Annotated in this window: 12 protein-coding genes and 1 tRNA gene; 4 read left to right on the top strand and 9 right to left on the bottom strand. The window is 66.5% G+C overall.

All coding sequences use genetic code 11. The features are described 5' to 3' along the window. Positions 1–9 precede the first annotated feature (9 nt). A complete protein-coding gene (gene gap, locus M9921_02455; GenBank protein ID MCO5295694.1) occupies positions 10–1,020 on the top strand; it encodes a type I glyceraldehyde-3-phosphate dehydrogenase in 1,011 nt (336 codons plus the stop codon). A 121-nt stretch (positions 1,021–1,141) separates the two neighbouring features. On the opposite strand, the gene M9921_02450 is transcribed toward gap, so the two are convergent. Then, the gene (locus tag M9921_02450) at positions 1,142–2,854 is read right to left on the bottom strand and encodes a SulP family inorganic anion transporter (protein MCO5295693.1); all 1,713 of its coding nucleotides are present in this window, start codon (positions 2,852–2,854) and stop codon (positions 1,142–1,144) included. Between the two features lie 367 nt (positions 2,855–3,221). Further along, positions 3,222–3,287, bottom strand: a tRNA-Cys gene (locus M9921_02445). A 545-nt stretch (positions 3,288–3,832) separates the two neighbouring features. Here M9921_02445 and deoC point away from each other — a divergent pair. Together deoC and M9921_02435 are read left to right on the top strand one after the other, a co-directional pair. Then, a complete protein-coding gene (gene deoC / locus M9921_02440; GenBank protein MCO5295692.1) occupies positions 3,833–4,801 on the top strand; it encodes a deoxyribose-phosphate aldolase in 969 nt (322 codons plus the stop codon). Between the two features lie 31 nt (positions 4,802–4,832). Next, on the top strand, positions 4,833–7,181 hold the full coding sequence (locus M9921_02435; GenBank protein MCO5295691.1) for an aldehyde dehydrogenase family protein: 2,349 nt from the start codon (positions 4,833–4,835) through the stop codon (positions 7,179–7,181). A gap of 4 nt (positions 7,182–7,185) precedes the next feature. Here M9921_02435 and M9921_02430 read toward each other — a convergent pair whose 3' ends face one another. Then, positions 7,186–8,607, bottom strand: coding sequence for an SLBB domain-containing protein (locus tag M9921_02430; GenBank protein ID MCO5295690.1), 1,422 nt, complete (start codon positions 8,605–8,607; stop codon positions 7,186–7,188). A 47-nt stretch (positions 8,608–8,654) separates the two neighbouring features. Here M9921_02430 and M9921_02425 point away from each other — a divergent pair, with 47 nt between their 5' ends. Beyond that, positions 8,655–9,785: a DUF2961 domain-containing protein gene (locus M9921_02425; protein ID MCO5295689.1), complete on the top strand. Its 1,131-nt coding sequence runs from the start codon at positions 8,655–8,657 to the stop codon at positions 9,783–9,785. A 179-nt stretch (positions 9,786–9,964) separates the two neighbouring features. Here the strand turns inward: M9921_02425 and M9921_02420 are convergent, their stop codons facing one another. The 6 genes from M9921_02420 to M9921_02395 form a co-directional block, all read right to left on the bottom strand. Continuing rightward, a complete protein-coding gene (locus M9921_02420; protein MCO5295688.1) occupies positions 9,965–10,423 on the bottom strand; it encodes a hypothetical protein in 459 nt (152 codons plus the stop codon). 80 nt (positions 10,424–10,503) lie between these two features. Then, positions 10,504–11,415: a DUF4434 domain-containing protein gene (locus M9921_02415; GenBank protein MCO5295687.1), complete on the bottom strand. Its 912-nt coding sequence runs from the start codon at positions 11,413–11,415 to the stop codon at positions 10,504–10,506. A 182-nt stretch (positions 11,416–11,597) separates the two neighbouring features. Next, positions 11,598–11,741 (bottom strand): hypothetical protein, encoded by a 144-nt coding sequence (locus M9921_02410; protein ID MCO5295686.1) that lies wholly within the window; start codon positions 11,739–11,741, stop codon positions 11,598–11,600. Between the two features lie 189 nt (positions 11,742–11,930). Further along, entirely contained in the window at positions 11,931–13,004 is a 1,074-nt protein-coding gene (locus M9921_02405) for an acyl-CoA/acyl-ACP dehydrogenase (GenBank protein ID MCO5295685.1), read from the bottom strand. Between the two features lie 265 nt (positions 13,005–13,269). Continuing rightward, complete coding sequence (glyS, locus tag M9921_02400) at positions 13,270–15,354, bottom strand: glycine--tRNA ligase subunit beta (protein MCO5295684.1); 2,085 nt, start codon at positions 15,352–15,354, stop codon at positions 13,270–13,272. 62 nt (positions 15,355–15,416) lie between these two features. After that, entirely contained in the window at positions 15,417–16,814 is a 1,398-nt protein-coding gene (locus M9921_02395; protein MCO5295683.1) for a putative N-acetylmannosamine-6-phosphate 2-epimerase, read from the bottom strand. Positions 16,815–16,843 lie beyond the last annotated feature (29 nt).

The raw sequence follows: 16,843 nt of genomic DNA, 5'->3' as shown, positions 1-16,843 counted from the left end.
GCCCACACCATGGCTACAAGGATTGGGATCAACGGCTTCGGAAGGATTGGAAGACTGACGCTGCGCACGATGGTCGAGCGCCACAAGGGAGCGTTCGACGTGGTCGCGATCAACGACCTGACCGACACGCGCACGAACGCGCACCTGTTCAAGTACGACACGACCTACGGCCCGTTCAAGGGCACCGTCGAGCACGACGCCGATTCGATCACGGTCGACGGCGATCGGCTGCAGGTGTTCTCGGAAACGGACCCGGGGAAGATCCACTGGGCCGACGTCGGATGCGAGATCGTTCTGGAGTGCACCGGCCGGTTCACCGATGCCAACCTGGCCAAAGCCCATCTCGGCGACACGGTCAAGAAGGTCGTGATCTCCGCGCCGGCCAAGAACGAGGACGTGACGCTGGTGCTGGGCGTGAACGACGGGATGTACGACCCGGCCAACCACCACGTGATTTCGAACGCCTCGTGCACCACGAACGGTCTCGCTCCGGTCGCGAAGGTGATGCACGAGACCTTCGGCGTGGAGAAGGGCCTCCTCACCACCGTTCACGCCTACACGAACTCGCAACGAACCGTCGACACAGCGGCCAAGGACCTACGCGACGCCCGCGCGGCCGCCGAGAACATCGTTCCGTCGAGCACCGGTGCGGCCAAGGCCGTGGGCTTGGTGATTCCCGAGCTGAAAGGGAAATTCACCGGCATGGCGTTCCGCGTGCCAACCCGCACGGTGAGCGTGGTGGACTTCACCGCGCTGTTGTCGCGCGTCGCTTCGGTCGAGGAGATCAACGCCGCGATGAAGAAGTACGCTGACGGGCCGATGAAGGGCATCCTCCAGTACAGCGACGAGCCCCTGGTCTCGTCGGACCTCATCGGGAATCCGCACTCGTCGATCTTCAGCGCGGTCGATACGATCGGACTGGACGAGATGGTGAAGATCGTGGCGTGGTACGACAACGAGTGGGGCTACTCGTGCCGCGTGGGGGACCTTTGCAAGTTCCTCACCGAGAAAGGGCTGTAGCGTCGGCCGGCTCCACGAGAGGTCCAAACGGAGGGTGCCACGCCCGCTCGACGGGCGTGAGCCCAAGTCCGACCCGAGCATGTCGACACGCCCGTGGCACCCTGGGGCATCGGCGCGTTCATCATCGGGGCTGGAGGGCCTCGTGCTCTCCGTCGCCCGGGTCTGCGAGGATCTCCGCCGCCCGCTTCAGCGCCGCGTCCACGTGCGGGCACAGGTTCCGAGGGTCCAGGTGCCTTTGGAAGTGCGCCCGCTCGATCAGGCGGGCGGGCTGTGGGCGCATGCCGCAAAGGAGCAAGTGGCGCCCGTGCAGTTCCATCGTTTCCGCGAGATCCTCGAGCGCCTGAATGCCCGTCGCATCGATCGCGGTCATGTTGCGCAGACGCAGGATCACGACGGGTGGAAGCGCCTCGATGGAGTCCGTGACGATTGCGAGCTTGTCCGTGGCGCCGAACAGGAACGGGCCGTGGATCCGGTAGATGGCGACCCCGTCGGGAATCTCTTTTCCTTGCAGGCTGTGCTCCTCACCCTCCGCGACGTAGTCCTCCGTGACGGGCACGACGGTCGTCGTGTTGGTCACGCGGGCAATGTACAGGAGCGCCGCGAGGATCATGCCCGCTTCTACGGCCACGGTCAGATCGGCGAACACGGTGAGCATGAACGTGACGAACCACACCGCCACGTCGGCCTTCGAGAGCTTGAGAATGCTGGGGATCTCGCGCCACTCGCCCATGTTGTAGGCCACCATCATCAGGATCGCCGCGAGGATCGCGAGGGGAATCACGCCGGCGACAGGAGCGGCGAACAGGAGGATCGCCCCGAGCGTGGCCGCATGGATCAGGCCCGAGACCGGGGTCTTCGCGCCCGATCGGATGTTCGTGGCGGTCCGGGCGATGGCCCCGGTCGCGGGGATTCCGCCGAACAGCGGTGAGACCAGATTTGCCACCCCTTGGGCGGCCAATTCGACGTTGGGATTGTGGCGATCGCCGCTCATGCGATCAGCGACCACGGCCGACATCAGGGACTCGATCGCCCCGAGCATCGCCACGGTGAGCGCCGGCGAGATGAGGCTGGCGAACTGGTGAAGGTGTATCTCGGGCACCTGAAGGGGGGGAAGACCCACGGGGATGCCGCCGAAACGGGACGTGATGGTTTCCACGGGCAGACGCAAGCCCCACGCCACAAGGGTGCCGACGACGAGCGCAACGATCGCTCCGGGGATTCGGGGAAGAAAGCGGCGGAAGACGATGAGCACCGTGAGGGATCCGGCGGCCACAGCGGTGGCCGCCGGCGACAGGGTGGACCAGTGGGCGCCGATGGCGACGAGCCGATCGAGAAAAAGGCTCGGCGTCTTGGTCATCGTCAGGCCGAAGAAGTCCTTGATCTGCGTGCTGGCGATCAGCACCGCGATCCCGTTGGTGAACCCGACGACGACGGGGCGGGGAATGTACTTGACGGCCGTTCCCAGCCCGGTGAGGCCCAGGACGAGCAAGATCAGACCTGCCAGGATCGTGCAAAGGGCGAGCCCGCCCAGACCGTATTTGGCCACAATGCCGGCCACGACCACGACGAACGCCCCCGTCGGTCCTGTGATTTGAAGTCGGGAGCCTCCAAGCGCCGAGGCGAAAAAGCCGGCAACGACCGCCGTGTAGATTCCCGCCTGAGGGCTTACGCCCGAGCTGATCGCAAACGCCATCGCCAAGGGCAGGGCCACGAGCCCCACCGTGACCCCCGCGATGGCATCAACAAGGAACGAGTGAGCCGTGTAGCCCCGCAGGCAATGAACGAGTTTGGGCGTCCATTCAGAGCGCGGTGTGGTGGTCGGGGCGCTCGCCATCGGGGAAGATGCAGAGTACCACCGACAAACAAGAAAACCCCGACCGTAGACTTGGGTCGGGGCGTGGTCGCTCTTTGGCGGCATTATCGTTTCGCCGCTGTGTCCGCCGAGCCCGGGTCTCCCCGTAGCTGGGCAAGCGCCTCAGCCGCCGTCTTTTTTCGAAGGTTCGGCTCCCTTCTCGTGCAGGCGTGTTATGCCGCTTCAGTCGGTCGAGGCTTGCCACCCCGCTAAGATCCCGCTAAGGACCAACCGTTCGTTCACGACAGTACGTCGAGGATCTTGCGAGATCCTCCACGCTCCCCTCTAGCCGAAGCCAGGGGAAACAGGCTGCTTTCCATCCTGCACGGACCGTATCTTTCGCTATGGCTGCGATCTGGGGATTTGAACCCCCATCAACGGAGTTGCAGTCCATTGTCCGACCTCGGACAATCGCCTTTGTTCGCCCGAACGACGTGTACGGTCCGGCGTTGCGTGTCTTGTTAGACACCCAATGCGCCACGCCATTCTGTCCTTCCCCGTTCCGCGGGTACCAGACGGCCTTCCCGGACGGCGTGCCTGCTTGTGGCAAACCCGCAACCCGCGAGGCTGGAGCGCGGCTCTTCCGACGGACCGGTCGAACTGCGTCCCCTACTCTTCGGCTCTCACCCCTCAGCCTTTAGCAGAAGCCGTTGTCGAGGGCTACCCCGACGCGGACCTCAGCACTCGCCGTCGGTCCTCGGCCTCGGCCTTCCGGTTCAACCCCGTTCCAGGAACGAGGTCTGCGAAGCCTCAGCTTGCATGGAGGTCCCCGACTTGCGTCAAGGCGACCGGGATGGGCACCCGATCCTTTGGCCGTGTTGCCACGGTTGATCCATTTCCCGGGCCATGCCCCGGACCGGCACCGCGCCGACCGAAGCCGACGCGAGCACAGGAAAAGCTAGACGAACCAGATGAGCAAAGTGTTCCCAATCGGGTTGAATGGGACACTCAGCGCTTCCCATGTCTATCCTCACACCCAACCTCGGCCGCAACTCGGGCACGGCCCTCGACCTCGATTGGATCGACTCGATCCGCGTCAACCGCAGCGCGGTCGACCGCCGGGCCGCCTCGTTGCCCGGGAGGCGAACGGTGAAGAAGCAGTGGCAGGCCGGATGGCTGTTGCGCGCCATCGCGTGCATGGACCTCACCACGCTGTCCGGGGACGACACCCCGGGGACGGTGAGGCGGCTGTGCGCCAAGGCGGTGCAACCCCTGAGGCCCGACCTGGCGGAGGCGTTGGGCGTTGCCGATCTGGGCGTCCGCGTCGGGGCCGTGTGCGTGTACCACCGGTTCGTCGAGGTGGCTGCGGAGGCGCTTGAGGGATCGGGAGTCCCCGTCGCGGCGGTCGCCGCGGGGTTCCCGCACGGGCTGAGTCCTCTTCCCGAACGCACTCGCGAGATTGAGGCGAGCGTGCAGGCGGGCGCGGAGGAGATCGACATCGTGATCACGCGCGCGCATGTGCTGAACCACGATTGGCAGGGCCTGTTCGACGAGGTGAGCGCGTTTCGAGAGGCCTGCGGCGATGCGCATCTCAAGACCATCCTCGCCACGGGGGAGCTCGGCACGTTGCGCAATGTCGGGAAGGCGAGCGTCGTCTGCATGATGGCCGGGGCGGATTTCATCAAGACCTCCACGGGGAAGGAGGGCGTAAACGCCACGCCGCAGTTCGGGTTGGTGATGGCGCGCATGATTCGCGAGTATCGAGAACGGACGGGCTTTTCGGTCGGCTTCAAACCAGCGGGCGGCATCCGTGCCGCCAAACAAGCCCTCGACTGGCTGATCCTGATGAAGGAAGAGCTCGGGGACCCCTGGACCCATCCCGCCTTGTTTCGACTTGGAGCCAGTACTCTGCTCGCCGATATCGAGCGCCAGCTCGAACACCACGTGACGGGCCGTTACTCGGCGTTCAACCGGCACCCGATGGGTTGATCGACACCCCGCATGGCGTCACAATGAACCGATGACCGTTCGCGAGATCTATCAGTCGCTTTCGTACGGGCCGGCGCCCGAGTCGGCGGATCTCGCCCATGCGTGGCTGGATGGCTTCGGGCGGGACTTCCGCCTGTTCATCGGGGGAAAATGGCGCGCCGCGCACTCGGGCACCTCGTTCGACACCTTCAACCCGGCCAACGGCAAGTCCTTGGCACGCATCGCCCAAGCCGATGCGGTCGATGTCGATGCGGCCGTCAAAGCGGCCAGGCGCGCTCAGAAGAAGTGGGCCGCCCTTGGGGGTCATGAACGTGCCCGGTACCTCTACGCCATCGCCCGCCAGATTCAGAAGCACCACCGACTCCTGGCCGTGCTCGAAACGCTGGACAACGGCAAGCCCATCCGCGAAACGCGAGACATCGACGTGCCGCTGGTCGCGAGGCACTTCTATCACCACGCGGGCTGGGCGCAGCTCATGGAGACCGAGTTCCCCGGCTGCGAGCCGGTGGGCGTGTGCGCTCAGATCATCCCGTGGAACTTCCCGCTGATGATGCTCGCCTGGAAGATCGCGCCCGCGCTCGCCATGGGAAACACCGTGGTGTTGAAACCCGCGGAGTTTACGTCGATCACAGCCCTCGCCTTCGCCGAAATCTGCCGCGAGATCGGACTGCCGCCCGGCGTCGTGAACATCGTGACCGGGGATGGCGAAACCGGCAAGCTGCTCGTGGCGCATCCGGGGACCGACAAGCTGGCGTTCACAGGCTCCACCGAGGTCGGCCGCATCCTGCGCGAAGCGACCGCGGGCACGGGGAAGAAGCTGTCGTTGGAATTGGGGGGCAAGTCCCCGTTCCTCGTGTTCGAGGATGCGGACCTCGACAGCGCCGTGGAGGGACTCGTGGACGCGATCTGGTTCAACCAGGGCCAAGTGTGTTGCGCCGGCTCGCGCCTCCTGGTTCAGGAGAGCGTGGCCGAAACCGTGCTCGCGAAGACTCGGGCGCGCATGGAGAAACTCCGCGTGGGCGACCCGCTCGACAAGGCCGTCGACCTCGGGGCGATCGTCGATTCGGTCCAGCTGGAACGAATCAAGTCCCTGGTCGAGCAAGGGTGCCGCGAAGGTGCCGAGCTGTTTCAGCCCGCCTGGTCCTGCCCCAAGGACGGCTGGTTCTATCCACCGACCCTCTTGACGAACGTCGCCCCGGCGGCGACGGTCGCCCAAGTGGAGATCTTCGGGCCCGTTCTCGTGGCGATGACGTTTCGGACACCGGACGAAGCGGTCGCATTGGCAAACAACACGCCTTACGGCCTCGCGGCCAGCGTCTGGAGCGAGAACGTCGGTTTGGCGCTGGACATCGCCGACCGCGTGAAGGCCGGAACGGTCTGGGTGAACTGTACGAACCAGTTCGACGCGGCCTCGGGCTTCGGTGGCTATCGCGAATCGGGATACGGTCGGGAGGGCGGGCGCGAGGGCTTGTGGGAGTACGTGAAGGGCCGCGCGGGGGGCACCGTTGTCGAAGGCCTCCGCGGGAAGTCCCAACCCGCCCCTGTTGAAGCGGCCCCTCCAAGGATGGACCGCACCCACAAGCTGTACATCGGCGGGAAGCAGGTGCGACCCGACGGTGGGTACAGCGTGACTCTGCACCTGAAGCACGGGGGCACTGCCCAAGTCGGGAGGGGCAATCGCAAAGATGTCCGCAATGCCGTGGAGGCGGCTCGGAAGGCGCAAGAGTCCTGGGCGGTCGCGAATACCCACCTGCGCGCCCAAATCTTGTACTACCTCGCAGAGAACATGGAAGCGGAGAGGGCGCTTTTGGCGCGAGCCATCGCGGACACGACCGGCGATCGGGACGGGGCCACCGCCGAAGTGGACGCCGCGGTCGCATGCGCGTTCCACTACGCCGCCTGGGCGGACAAGTTCGACGGGGCGGTACACCGCACGCCGTTCCGTGGGCTCAACTACACGCGGCCCGAGCCCGTGGGGGTCGTCGGCCTCGTATGCCCCGAGGACCCGCCCCTCCTGGGTTTGCTCGCACTCGTTCTGCCGGCCATCGCGATGGGCAATGCCGTCGTGGCGTTGCCATCCCAAACGCACCCGCTCGCAGCCTGCGATCTCGTTCGCGTGCTGGAAGCATCCGACGTGCCCGGCGGTGTGCTGAACCTCTTGACAGGTCCTCACGCCGAAATGGAGCAGGACCTGGCCAAGCACGATGGGGTGGACGCCTTGTGGCACTTCGGAGACATTGAGGCCGCCGCCGAGGCGGAGCGGCTCTCGGCGGGCAACCTGAAGCAGACGTGGACGGGGCGTGTGCTCCCCGCCGACGCGCGGGAAGCTCTGCGCCGTGCGACCCAGGTCAAGAACATCTGGGTCCCGACCGGGGAGTGAGACACTACTTGCGGATTTTGAAGATCGCGTCGAAGTAGAACGCCGCCTGGCCAAGCTGGCTCAGCGTCCCGATCGTGATCCCCTTCGGCTCGCCGAAGAAGAGCACGTCTCCCACTTGCAGCTGCGGGTTGCTCTCCACGCGGCCGTCCTTGAGGAATTCGTCCAAGTTGAACTTTGTGGGAACGACCTTTCCATCGGGACCGGCGCGCAGGAGCGTGACCCTTCGGAGGGTGCCTTGCCCGCCAAGGCCGTGCGCTTTGCCGAGTAGATCTGCGGCGGTCCAGGTCTGGCCGTCGGGGATAATGAATTGGCCGGGGCTGTTCACCTCGCCGAGCGCGTACACCCAGCGCTCGTTGCGCGGGACGTAGACGAAATCACCGGATTGGAGTTCGAATGCCGCATCGGGACCGCCGACGACGGGGCCGGTGGCATCGACCCGGAACACGTCGGCACCGCGCATCACCAACGTTCCGGCCAGGGTTCCCGTGGGCGTCGTTCCCCGCGCTTCGGCGACGACTCGGCCGATCCCCGAACCCTCGTTGACCAGATAGGTGCCGGGCTCCATGACGTCGCCTCCGACGGTGATTCGGATCTTGGTGGTCGGCTCGACGTAGAGCACATCTCCGGCCTCCAGCTTGAAGCTGGGGTTTCCCGGCGCCGGCTTCAAGGGCAGCACGTGGGTGTCCGGGCCGCGTTTGATGGTCAGGGTCATCTCCTCGGGCAGGTCGCCCGTCCCAGCCGGCCCTCCGAACGCCGAAAGGGCTTTGTACACGTCGAGGCCCTCCCGCACGCGGACTTCGCCCGGGCTCTTCACGGCACCGAGCAGCCAGATCCTGATGTAGGGCTTGGGAAGGATCACGAGCGTGTCGTCGCCTTCGAGCAGGCCGTTCCACTGGTCCGGGCTTCCTTGCGCGAGTTTGAGAAGATCGACGGAGATCATCGACCCGTCTTTGCGGTGCAGGGTCGCGTCCAGCAGATCGGGTTCGCTCGGCAAGGTGATGGTCGCGACCAGTTGCCGGAGCGTCATGCCTGGGAGGATCTCCAGCGCGCCGCCCCGCCGGACCGACGAAGCGGTGTCGCCCTCTTGTTGCGCGCCCAGGCCGAGCACGTAAACAAGCGGGCGCCGCTGCGATTTCAGCACGACACGCACCGAGGGGTCTTTCAAACTAGAGGCAAGCGCCTTCTCAAGGCGGGCTTTCGTTTCGCCCAAAGTGAGGTTCTGGACTACCAGACGGCCAAATCCCTCCCCGTTGATCGTCCCGTCGTCGAAGACGGTGAAGTCTCCCCCATAGGGGTGATAGCCGAAGACGGTCACCGAAATCACGTCCCCGGGATGGAGCTTCGGCTCGGGGGGCGTGGGGACGGCCTGCGCCTGGAGCTGCATCAGGCAACCCAGCAAAACCACCAGGGAAAGGAACGCGCGCATAGGCGCGTTGTACCTCACGGCTCCGCCTCCCCAGTAAACTCCGCGCCATGGGTCCACTCTCGGGCATCGCCAACCTCGTCGACGCGCGCTCGCGCCGCGCCTCCAGCTTCGACCGCTCGGGAGGGAATGCGGACTACGTGAAGGTCCCAGCCGGTGCGACCCACACCCTGGCGGAGATCGAGGGTGCGGGCAGGATCACGCACCTGTGGTTCACGATCTCCTCCAAGGACCCTTTGGTGCGTCGCAACCTTGTGCTGCGCGCATACTGGGACGGGTCGCACCACCCTTCGGTCGAGAGCCCGATCGGCGATTTCTTCGGGCAGGGTTGGGGGGAGACGTATCTGTTTCGTTCGCTCCCGTTGGCCGCCGCGCCGAAGGGCGGGAACGCGCTCGTGTGTTACTTCCCGATGCCGTTTGGAAACGGCGCCCGCCTGACGATCGAGAACCAGGGGGCGGAGGAGGTCGACGCGCTCTACTTCTACGTGGACTACGAGGAGTGCGCCAGCGTCGGCGACGAGGTCGGCCGGTTTCACGCGTCGTACCGCCAGGAGCTGACTCGGCCGGAGTCCGACTTTGGGGATCGGGAGAACGAGTGGGCCGTGCTGGGTCCGACGCCGAAGAACCCCACCGACGAACACAACTACGTCTTCGCCGAGGCGGAGGGGCGGGGTCACTTCGTGGGGGTGAACTACTACGTGAACTGCCCGTCCCCGATCTGGTACGGCGAGGGGGACGACATGTTCCGGGTCGACGGCGAGCCGTGGCCGTTCAGCGCGCACGGGACCGGCACCGAGGATTACTTCAACCAGAGCTGGAGCCCGGACGAGCTGTACATGCACCCCTACTTCGGCACGGCGCGCGCGCCGGGTCGGGGAAACGACGATGCCCTGGCGGGCTGGTTGGGGCGCACGCACTGCTACCGCTTCCACCTCGAGGATCCCATCCGGTTCCAGAAGTCGCTCCGGGCCTCGATCGAGCACGGCCACGCCAACAACCTCACCCTCGAGATCGCGACCGTCGCCTACTGGTACCAAACGATGCCGGGCAAGGCGTTGCCGCCCCTGCCCAGCGCCGAGGAGCGCGTGCCGAGGGGCGTCATCAAGCCGGCGGACATGCACGCGTGGCGCGACGCCTGGCGCGCCGCCAAAGGGGGCGGCGCGCTCTGGGGTGATCGCTGATCCTTCGCGAGAGGTCGCGGAGGGGTCTTGGACTGACCGGTTAAGGTACCGAGGGGTCTGGGTAGGCCGATTTGGGTGCCACGCCCGCTAGACGGGCGTGGAACCTACTTGCTCGGGGGAGGCGGGTTGCCGCCGCCGCGTCGCTCTAAGGGTGCCACGCCCGCTAGACGGGCGTGATCCTACTCGCTCGGGGGAGGCGGGTTGCCGCCGCCGCCGCGTCGAAGCTGCTCGCGGCCGACGGCTCCCGGGGCGCCCGGGCCCCGCATCTCGGGCATGGGGAGTTCGCCTTGGGCAACGACCTTGAGGGTCTCCTTTTGGACTTTGAGCAACTGGTTGCCCCGCAGGATGTAGAGGAACTGGCCGTCGACCACCATGGTCGGGCTTCCCCCTCCCATCATCATGGCCATTCCGGGGAACTGCCCTGGCTGGCCCGGCTGTCCGGGTTGCCCTGGGAACTGCCCAGGTTGTCCTGGGAATTGGCCGGGACGCTGCCCGCCGCGCGGGCCGGCGATCGCTCCGCCTTGTCCGGGCGGATTTGGAGGCGCATCTTGGGCGCCCACGGTCTGAATCGTCAGCGGAACGGCAAGCGCGGCCACGGCAACGGCCGCGGCCAGCATGGGTTGGGTTCGAAATCGCATATCAACCTCCGATCGGAGGGCCAGTGGCCCCCTACACCAGGGTAAACGCATTCGGCGCCCGGGAGTTCAAAAAAATCGGGCTACGTTTCGATTCGGATTCCAAAGTGCTCCGCGTAGCGCCGAAAGAGGTTGTGGGCCGAAGGGTAGCACGAGTGGGGCGAAAGGAAGTGCGCGAACTCGAACGTGATCAGTTTTTCGGCGCGTTGCGAGGCGGACTCCAGCTTCAAGCGTAAGTTGCGCCAGTCCGCCGGGGGAAACTTGATCGGCATGTCCCGATCGAACGTCTCGACGTTCGCCCAAACGGTGATTCCGTGGCGCCGGCCCAGCTCGGCGATCCCCTCTTGGAACTCGGGCAGCTCCCGATAGTGCAGTTGGCCGTCTTGAAACGCGCAGATGTCGAACGCTCCGCGCGTTTCGGCGAAGATGTCGTGCCACTGGCGAAAAGACTCCTCGAGAGGGAGGGGGGCGGCGCCGGGCTGCTTCGCTCCCTGGGGGTAGGGCGAGATCAGGACGGGACGAGGCACGGCCTGCTTGCACGCGTGGCCCAGCCGGTTGTAAAGCTCCTCGGTGTAGGGCTCGCGCCTGCCGGTTTCGTGGCACAGGTACCACCCCTGGAACGCCGCGTGGCCCCCGTACCGTGCGGCCACCTCCTCAATGAAGCGCAGGTTCAGTTCGACCTCCTCGCGCCAATCGCCTCGGACCCAGTGGACGCCCGAGTCGAACAGCCCGAAGAAGAGACGGAGTCCATGGGCGTGGGCGAGGTCGAGGAACATTCGGGCGAGGTCCTCGTAGACGGGGAGCAGCCCAGGGACGGACCGGGCCGGGAAGACACACCGGTCTCGGTAGCCCGCGCGAATCAGGATCACCGTGTCGATGCCGATGCGCTTGTACAGCCCGAACTCCCGGTCCCAATCCTCCCGCCCCCAGTTTTGGGAGGGGATGTCGTGGGTGATCTCGTCGAGGAACGTGCCGGAAAGCGGAAGGCCTGCCACATGGTGATGTTACTTGCATGGAATCGGGCCTTCGGCCTTGGGCCTTGGGCCTTGGGCCTTGGGTGATCGGTCCTGAGGACCGAATGGGCAGAAGTAATGAGGTACTGTATGCGGATGGGATCGGCCACGACCTTCAAGGATCTCCACGTTTGGCAGACGTCAATGGACTTGGCGCGAGAAGTCTATAGGGTGACGAGGGACCTGCCGCGGACCGAGGTCTTCGGTTTGACCAGCCAGATCCGCCGTGCAGCGGTGTCGGTGCCGTCGAACATCGCAGAGGGAAACGGGCGCCAACACCCGAAGGAGTACGTCCAATGCTTGAGCATCGCCATGGGGAGCTTGAGAGAGGTTGAGACGCTTTGGATCCTGTGTCAAGAATTGCTTCCGCACGCAGAACGTTCTCGCATGGATGAGCTGCTCGACCAAACCGGCCGCATGCTGAACCGACTGCGCGCCACCATCCGAGCCAAGATCTAAGGCGCAAAAACGAAGGACGAAGGACAAAGGACCAATCGCTACTCCCTCGCCAGCCGCTCCAGCGTCGCCTCCATGATCGCGCTGGTCTGCGCGCTCACGGTGAAGACGAGGGCCTCGCGGTACACCCGTTGCGCGGGGTGGGCGGCGCTGTTCGCGGCGCCGCTGCTTGCGGCCACGCCCGCGTGGGCGCAGCGCACCGCGAGGTCGATCGCCCACGCGCGAACCTTGAGGCGCTCCTCGGTCGTCTCCTCGCCGACTTGGCGCGCATCGACCGTCGCCTTGCGGCACGCCTCGAGCTCGGCGTCCAGCTTCGTCCACGCGTCGTGGACGAAGGGCAAGCCCTTGCGCTCCGCGGCGGCGGCCACGATGTCGAGCCCCGCCCGTGCGCAACCGAGCGCAAAGTGGCCCTGCAGCGTCACGTTGATCATGTCGTTGTTCTTGATCCAACCTGCAGGCTTGAGAAACACGACTCGGGCGTCCGGCACGAACCAGTTCTCAAACGTCCCCGACACGGTTTGGGCCGACTCCATGGCGGCGAGCCGCATCGGTTCGGAGAACGTGATCGCCTCGCCTGGGCGCTGGGAGTCCACGAACGGCACCACGGCGAAGACCGCGCGACCGTCCGGCAGCGTCGCTCCCACGAGGAACTCGGGATAGAGGCCGAACCCGGTGATCCAAGGCACGTCCCCGTTCAGCCGGTACCCGCCCTCGCACGATTCGGCGCGCATCATCGGCGGCCCCGGCCGCCGCAACTGGCTGAAGCCGATGCCGACGAGCTTGCGGCCATCCCCCATTTGCGGCAGATATTCGGCTCGCAGCTCCGGGTTGTCTCCCTTCGCGATCATCGAACCCGCACTCTGGTGTTGGGTCTGGAGAAAAGCGAGCGATCCGGAGTACCGGGCCACCGTTTCCTGAAACTGGCGAAAGGCGTCCTCGTCCAATGCAGGCCCCCCAAACTCCATGGGTCGGCGTAGGGCCATCAGGTCCCTGTCGCACAGCCCCTCAAGAGCCGAACGCAGGGCGTCGGGATCGGCATCGATGGCGCAGGCACGGGGTTGGACCTCCTCCTTCAGGAAGCGATCGGACTTGGCGAGAATCTCCTCGGCGGACACATTGGTTAGTCTACTGGCGGAATGAACTCGATGAGGGCTTCCGCTCCCTTGGGAGTGCGCGAGCTTGCTCGTCGCTCTTGGGAGTGGGGGGGGGGGGTGGTCGGCCGCTTCACCGGCGACTTGTCGCCGGTTCCACACCTGGACTCGCGGCAAGCCGCTCGAAGGCAAGGCGACGAGCAAGCTCGCCGCCCCCCCCCCCCCCCCCCCCACTCCCACAAGGCGCTCGCTTCCCTCCTCCACCCGAACATCGAATGCTGACGATGGACTAGCCCTCCAGCTTCGACCAGTCCCCACCGAGGCGCAAGACCTCGGCGGCCGCGGCGACGAGGCTGAGCCGCACATAGCGCTCTTGCTCGTTCTCCGACATCACCATCGTGGCCTCAAAGAAGGCGTTGATCGGAACTTCCAACGGTTTGAGCGCCGCCGTCAGGGCTTTTGCATCCTGGCGGTGGACCGCTTGGGTGGCGGCGTCGCCCGCCGGCCCGAGCGCGTCCGCGAGGGCCTCGCCTTCGGGACTGGCCAGTTGGGCTCGATCCAGCGTCGCCAGGGGCGCCTCCCTGTGGTAGGGGACCTGCTTCTTGTCGGCGGCGGCGAGGATGTTGAGGGGCCGCGTCGCCGTCTGCACGAAGGCTTCGTCGGCCGCCAGCGCACCAACGGCCGCGAGGCGCGTCTTCACATCATCGGGCGAGGCGAGGGCTTCGAGGCTGTCCGCAAGGATGGCCGCCTGCACCTGGTCGTGCCGGCTCGAAGCGAGCAACGCCTCGTAGCGAGAGCTCAAGACGTCGCCCAACGCCGCGCTCGCGGCCGCGAGGTCGAGGTCGACTCCTTGGCGTTCGTACAGGTTCAGCGCCTGGTGGAAGAGGTGCAAAAGCGAGGGAACTCGGTCCGGCCAGGCCCATGTGGCTTCCAGGACCAGGGTGGCTGCGCGGCGGAGCCCGTTGGGATCGCTCGATCCCGTCGGGACCAGTCCGATGCCCAGGTTGCCCGCCAAGCGGTCGAGCTGGTCCGCGACCAGGAGAAAGAGCCCGAGCCGGGCGTCGGGCGAAGCGGGCGGCGTGCATCGGGTCAGATCGTAGTGGGCCGCCAAAGCGCCACAGACGCTTTCCGGAACGCCCTCGCGGCGCGCGTATTCGCTCCCCACAACTCCCTGCAGCGAGGGGAGCTCGCTGACCAGGCCCGTGCTCAGGTCCGCTTTGGCGAGATGTCCCGCCTGCTCGGCGAGCTTCTGCTCGTCGGAGCCCGCGCCGAAGTGGGCGGCCACCCCTGCCGTCAGCGCGGCGAGGCGGTCGGCCCGTTGGCGCACGGTGCCGAGCTTGTCCTGGAACACGATGCCCCGCGTGCGTTCGAGGAACTGGGCAAGATCGTGCTTCTGATCGTCGTCGAAGAAGAACTTGGCGTCGTTGAACCGCGCGTTGAGCACCCACGCGTTCCCCTCGCGAACCACGGCATCCTCGCCGCCGTTTCGGATCGAGATGAACCGGTTCGTCAAGGCGCCCTTGCCGTCGCGAACCGGGAAGAAGCGCTGATGTTTGGCCATCGCCGTGACCAGCACCGGCTCTGGGAGCTCCATGAACTCGGGCTTGAACGCGCCTTCGATCGCCGTCGGCCACTCGGTCAGGAACACGTTTTCATCGACCAGGGCGTCGGTCAAGTCGGGCGTGCCGGAGGCCGCGATCGTCGCTCCCTCGCGGATCCGCGTCTCCCGCTCCGCCGGGTCGGGTTCGACCTGGCGTGCGAGAAGGCCGTTCAGCAAGGCGTCGAGGGTGCGCGCCTCGAACGGTTCGGGATGGTTGAACCGGTGCCCGCGACTCGTGGCACCCGCCTCCACCCCCTCGATCGAGAACGGCACGACTTCGCCGTCGAAGACCGCGAGGATCCACCGAATGGGGCGCGCGAACCGCATGCGGGACTCGCCCCATCGCATCGACTTTTCGAATGTGAGGGCCCGAATCGCGTCGGGTAGCAGTTCGGACAACACCTCGGCGGTGGGACGTCCCTCAAGGGTCTTGGTCACCCACACGTAGTCGCCTTCCTGGCGCACGTCCTTCGGGTCCACTCCCTGGCCCCGGCAGAATCCTTGGAGCGCGCCGGTGGGGTTGCCCTCGCCGTCGTAGGCGGCTTTGACCGCCGGCCCGCGCATCTCCTTGGTCTGGTCCGGCTGCCGCGCGTCGACCGCAGCCAGGTGCACGATCAAACGCCGGGGCGTCGAGAGCGGCTTTTGCGTTCTCTCGAAGCCGATGCCCGCCTCCCGAAGGCGCTCTTCGACATGGCTCTGAAGGTCGTCGGCGGCCTTGCGAACAAACGACGCCGGCAGCTCTTCGCATCCCAGTTCAAGAAGGAGGTCGGGCATGAAGTGGTGAGTTTACCGACGCCCGCGCCCCAAGGACCAAGGACCAAGAACAAAGCACGAACCTATCCCGGCCACAGTGCCAACGCCGCCGCGCCGTACAAGCCGGCATCTTGGCCGAAGGGGCTCGGCAACCCGTCCAACACGGGGTCGGGACCGGTCACCAGACCCAAACCCACTCCACCGCACACCACGACGTGGTCGGGGTGGAACAGGCCGTGCACGAGGCGGATGGCGGCGACGCCCGCTTCGCGCGCCGACGCGATCTGGGCAGGCGAGGGGTCAGCGCCCAGCGCATAGCCGCCGAGCAGGCTCTCAAAGGACCCCCAGGGCGTGGGCACGTCGTTGAGGTGCGGGGGCTCGCCCCGCGCACCCATCAGCAGCCGGCCGCGCTCCACGATGCCGAACCCCACCCCCGTGCCGAGCGCGATCGTGGCGACGCGCGTGCCGGCGAAGAGGGGGTGGCATGCATGGCCCCAGGCCGTTGCCAGACCGTCGTTCAACGCGTACGTGGGGAGATCGAACCGGAGGACGGTGCCCTCGTGGTCGGGGATGAGCGGTTTGGACCGCCACACCGTGCCGGTGTCCGGGTCCACCACGCCTCCGGTTCCAATGCCCAATGCCCGCACCCCGGACTCGCGCGCCCGCGCTCGAATCCAGGCCAGCCTGTCTTGTGGGTCCGCCGGCGTCTCGATGCGCTCGGAACCCTGCATCTGCCACCTGTCGTCGAAGGTCCCGAAGCGCAGCCACGTGCCTCCCAGGTCGACGGCGCCCACGGGGCCCGCCGTCGTTCGGCAAGCCTGAAGAAAGGCGCGGGTTTGCTTGACCGGGTCGTTCAGCGCACCCCCCACCACGACGCCGATCGCCCCGGCGCGCAGCGCGGCGGCGGCCTGCCAAGGTTCGGCGACCCGACCCTCGGCAAGGACGGGAATGCTCCGGGCGGCGGCCTCGCGCACGAGTTCGAGGTCTGGTCCCGGCCGCGGAGGGGAGGCGTCCGTGTAGCCGGACAGGGTCGTTCCGACCAGATCGCACCCCGCCTCCATGGCCTCGAGGACCGAGTCCAACGTGTCGCAGTCCCCCATCGCCAGCGCGCCGGCTTCGTGGATGCGCTCCACCAACGCCGGCAGCGCGGCCCCTCCCGGTCGAACCCTCGCGGTTGCATCGAGGGCGACGATGTCGACACCGGCGTCCAGGAGGGCGTCGACTTCGGTCGAGGTGGGTGTGATGAAGACGTCGGAACCCTCGATCCGCTGCTTGACCAGCCCGATGCAGGGCAGTCCGCCGCGCGCCGCGCGGATGTTCTCCACGCCCTGCAGGCGGAGGATTCGGACCCCCTCGGCCACGCTCGCCCGGGCCAACCGCGCGAGGGTCGCGGGGTCGTCGAGCGGCGAGCCCTCGCTTGCTTGGACCGAGGCCACAAGCGGGCACGCGCGCAGCGTGTCGAGCAGCGCCTCGAGAGTCATGGTTGATTGTAGACCCGCGCGTGTGGTGG

Source organism: Fimbriimonadaceae bacterium, assembly GCA_023957775.1.
Classification (GTDB): Bacteria; Armatimonadota; Fimbriimonadia; order Fimbriimonadales; family Fimbriimonadaceae; genus JAMLGR01.
Note: the sequence above shows the minus strand (reverse complement) of the source record. Positions and strands in the feature narration are given on the sequence as shown.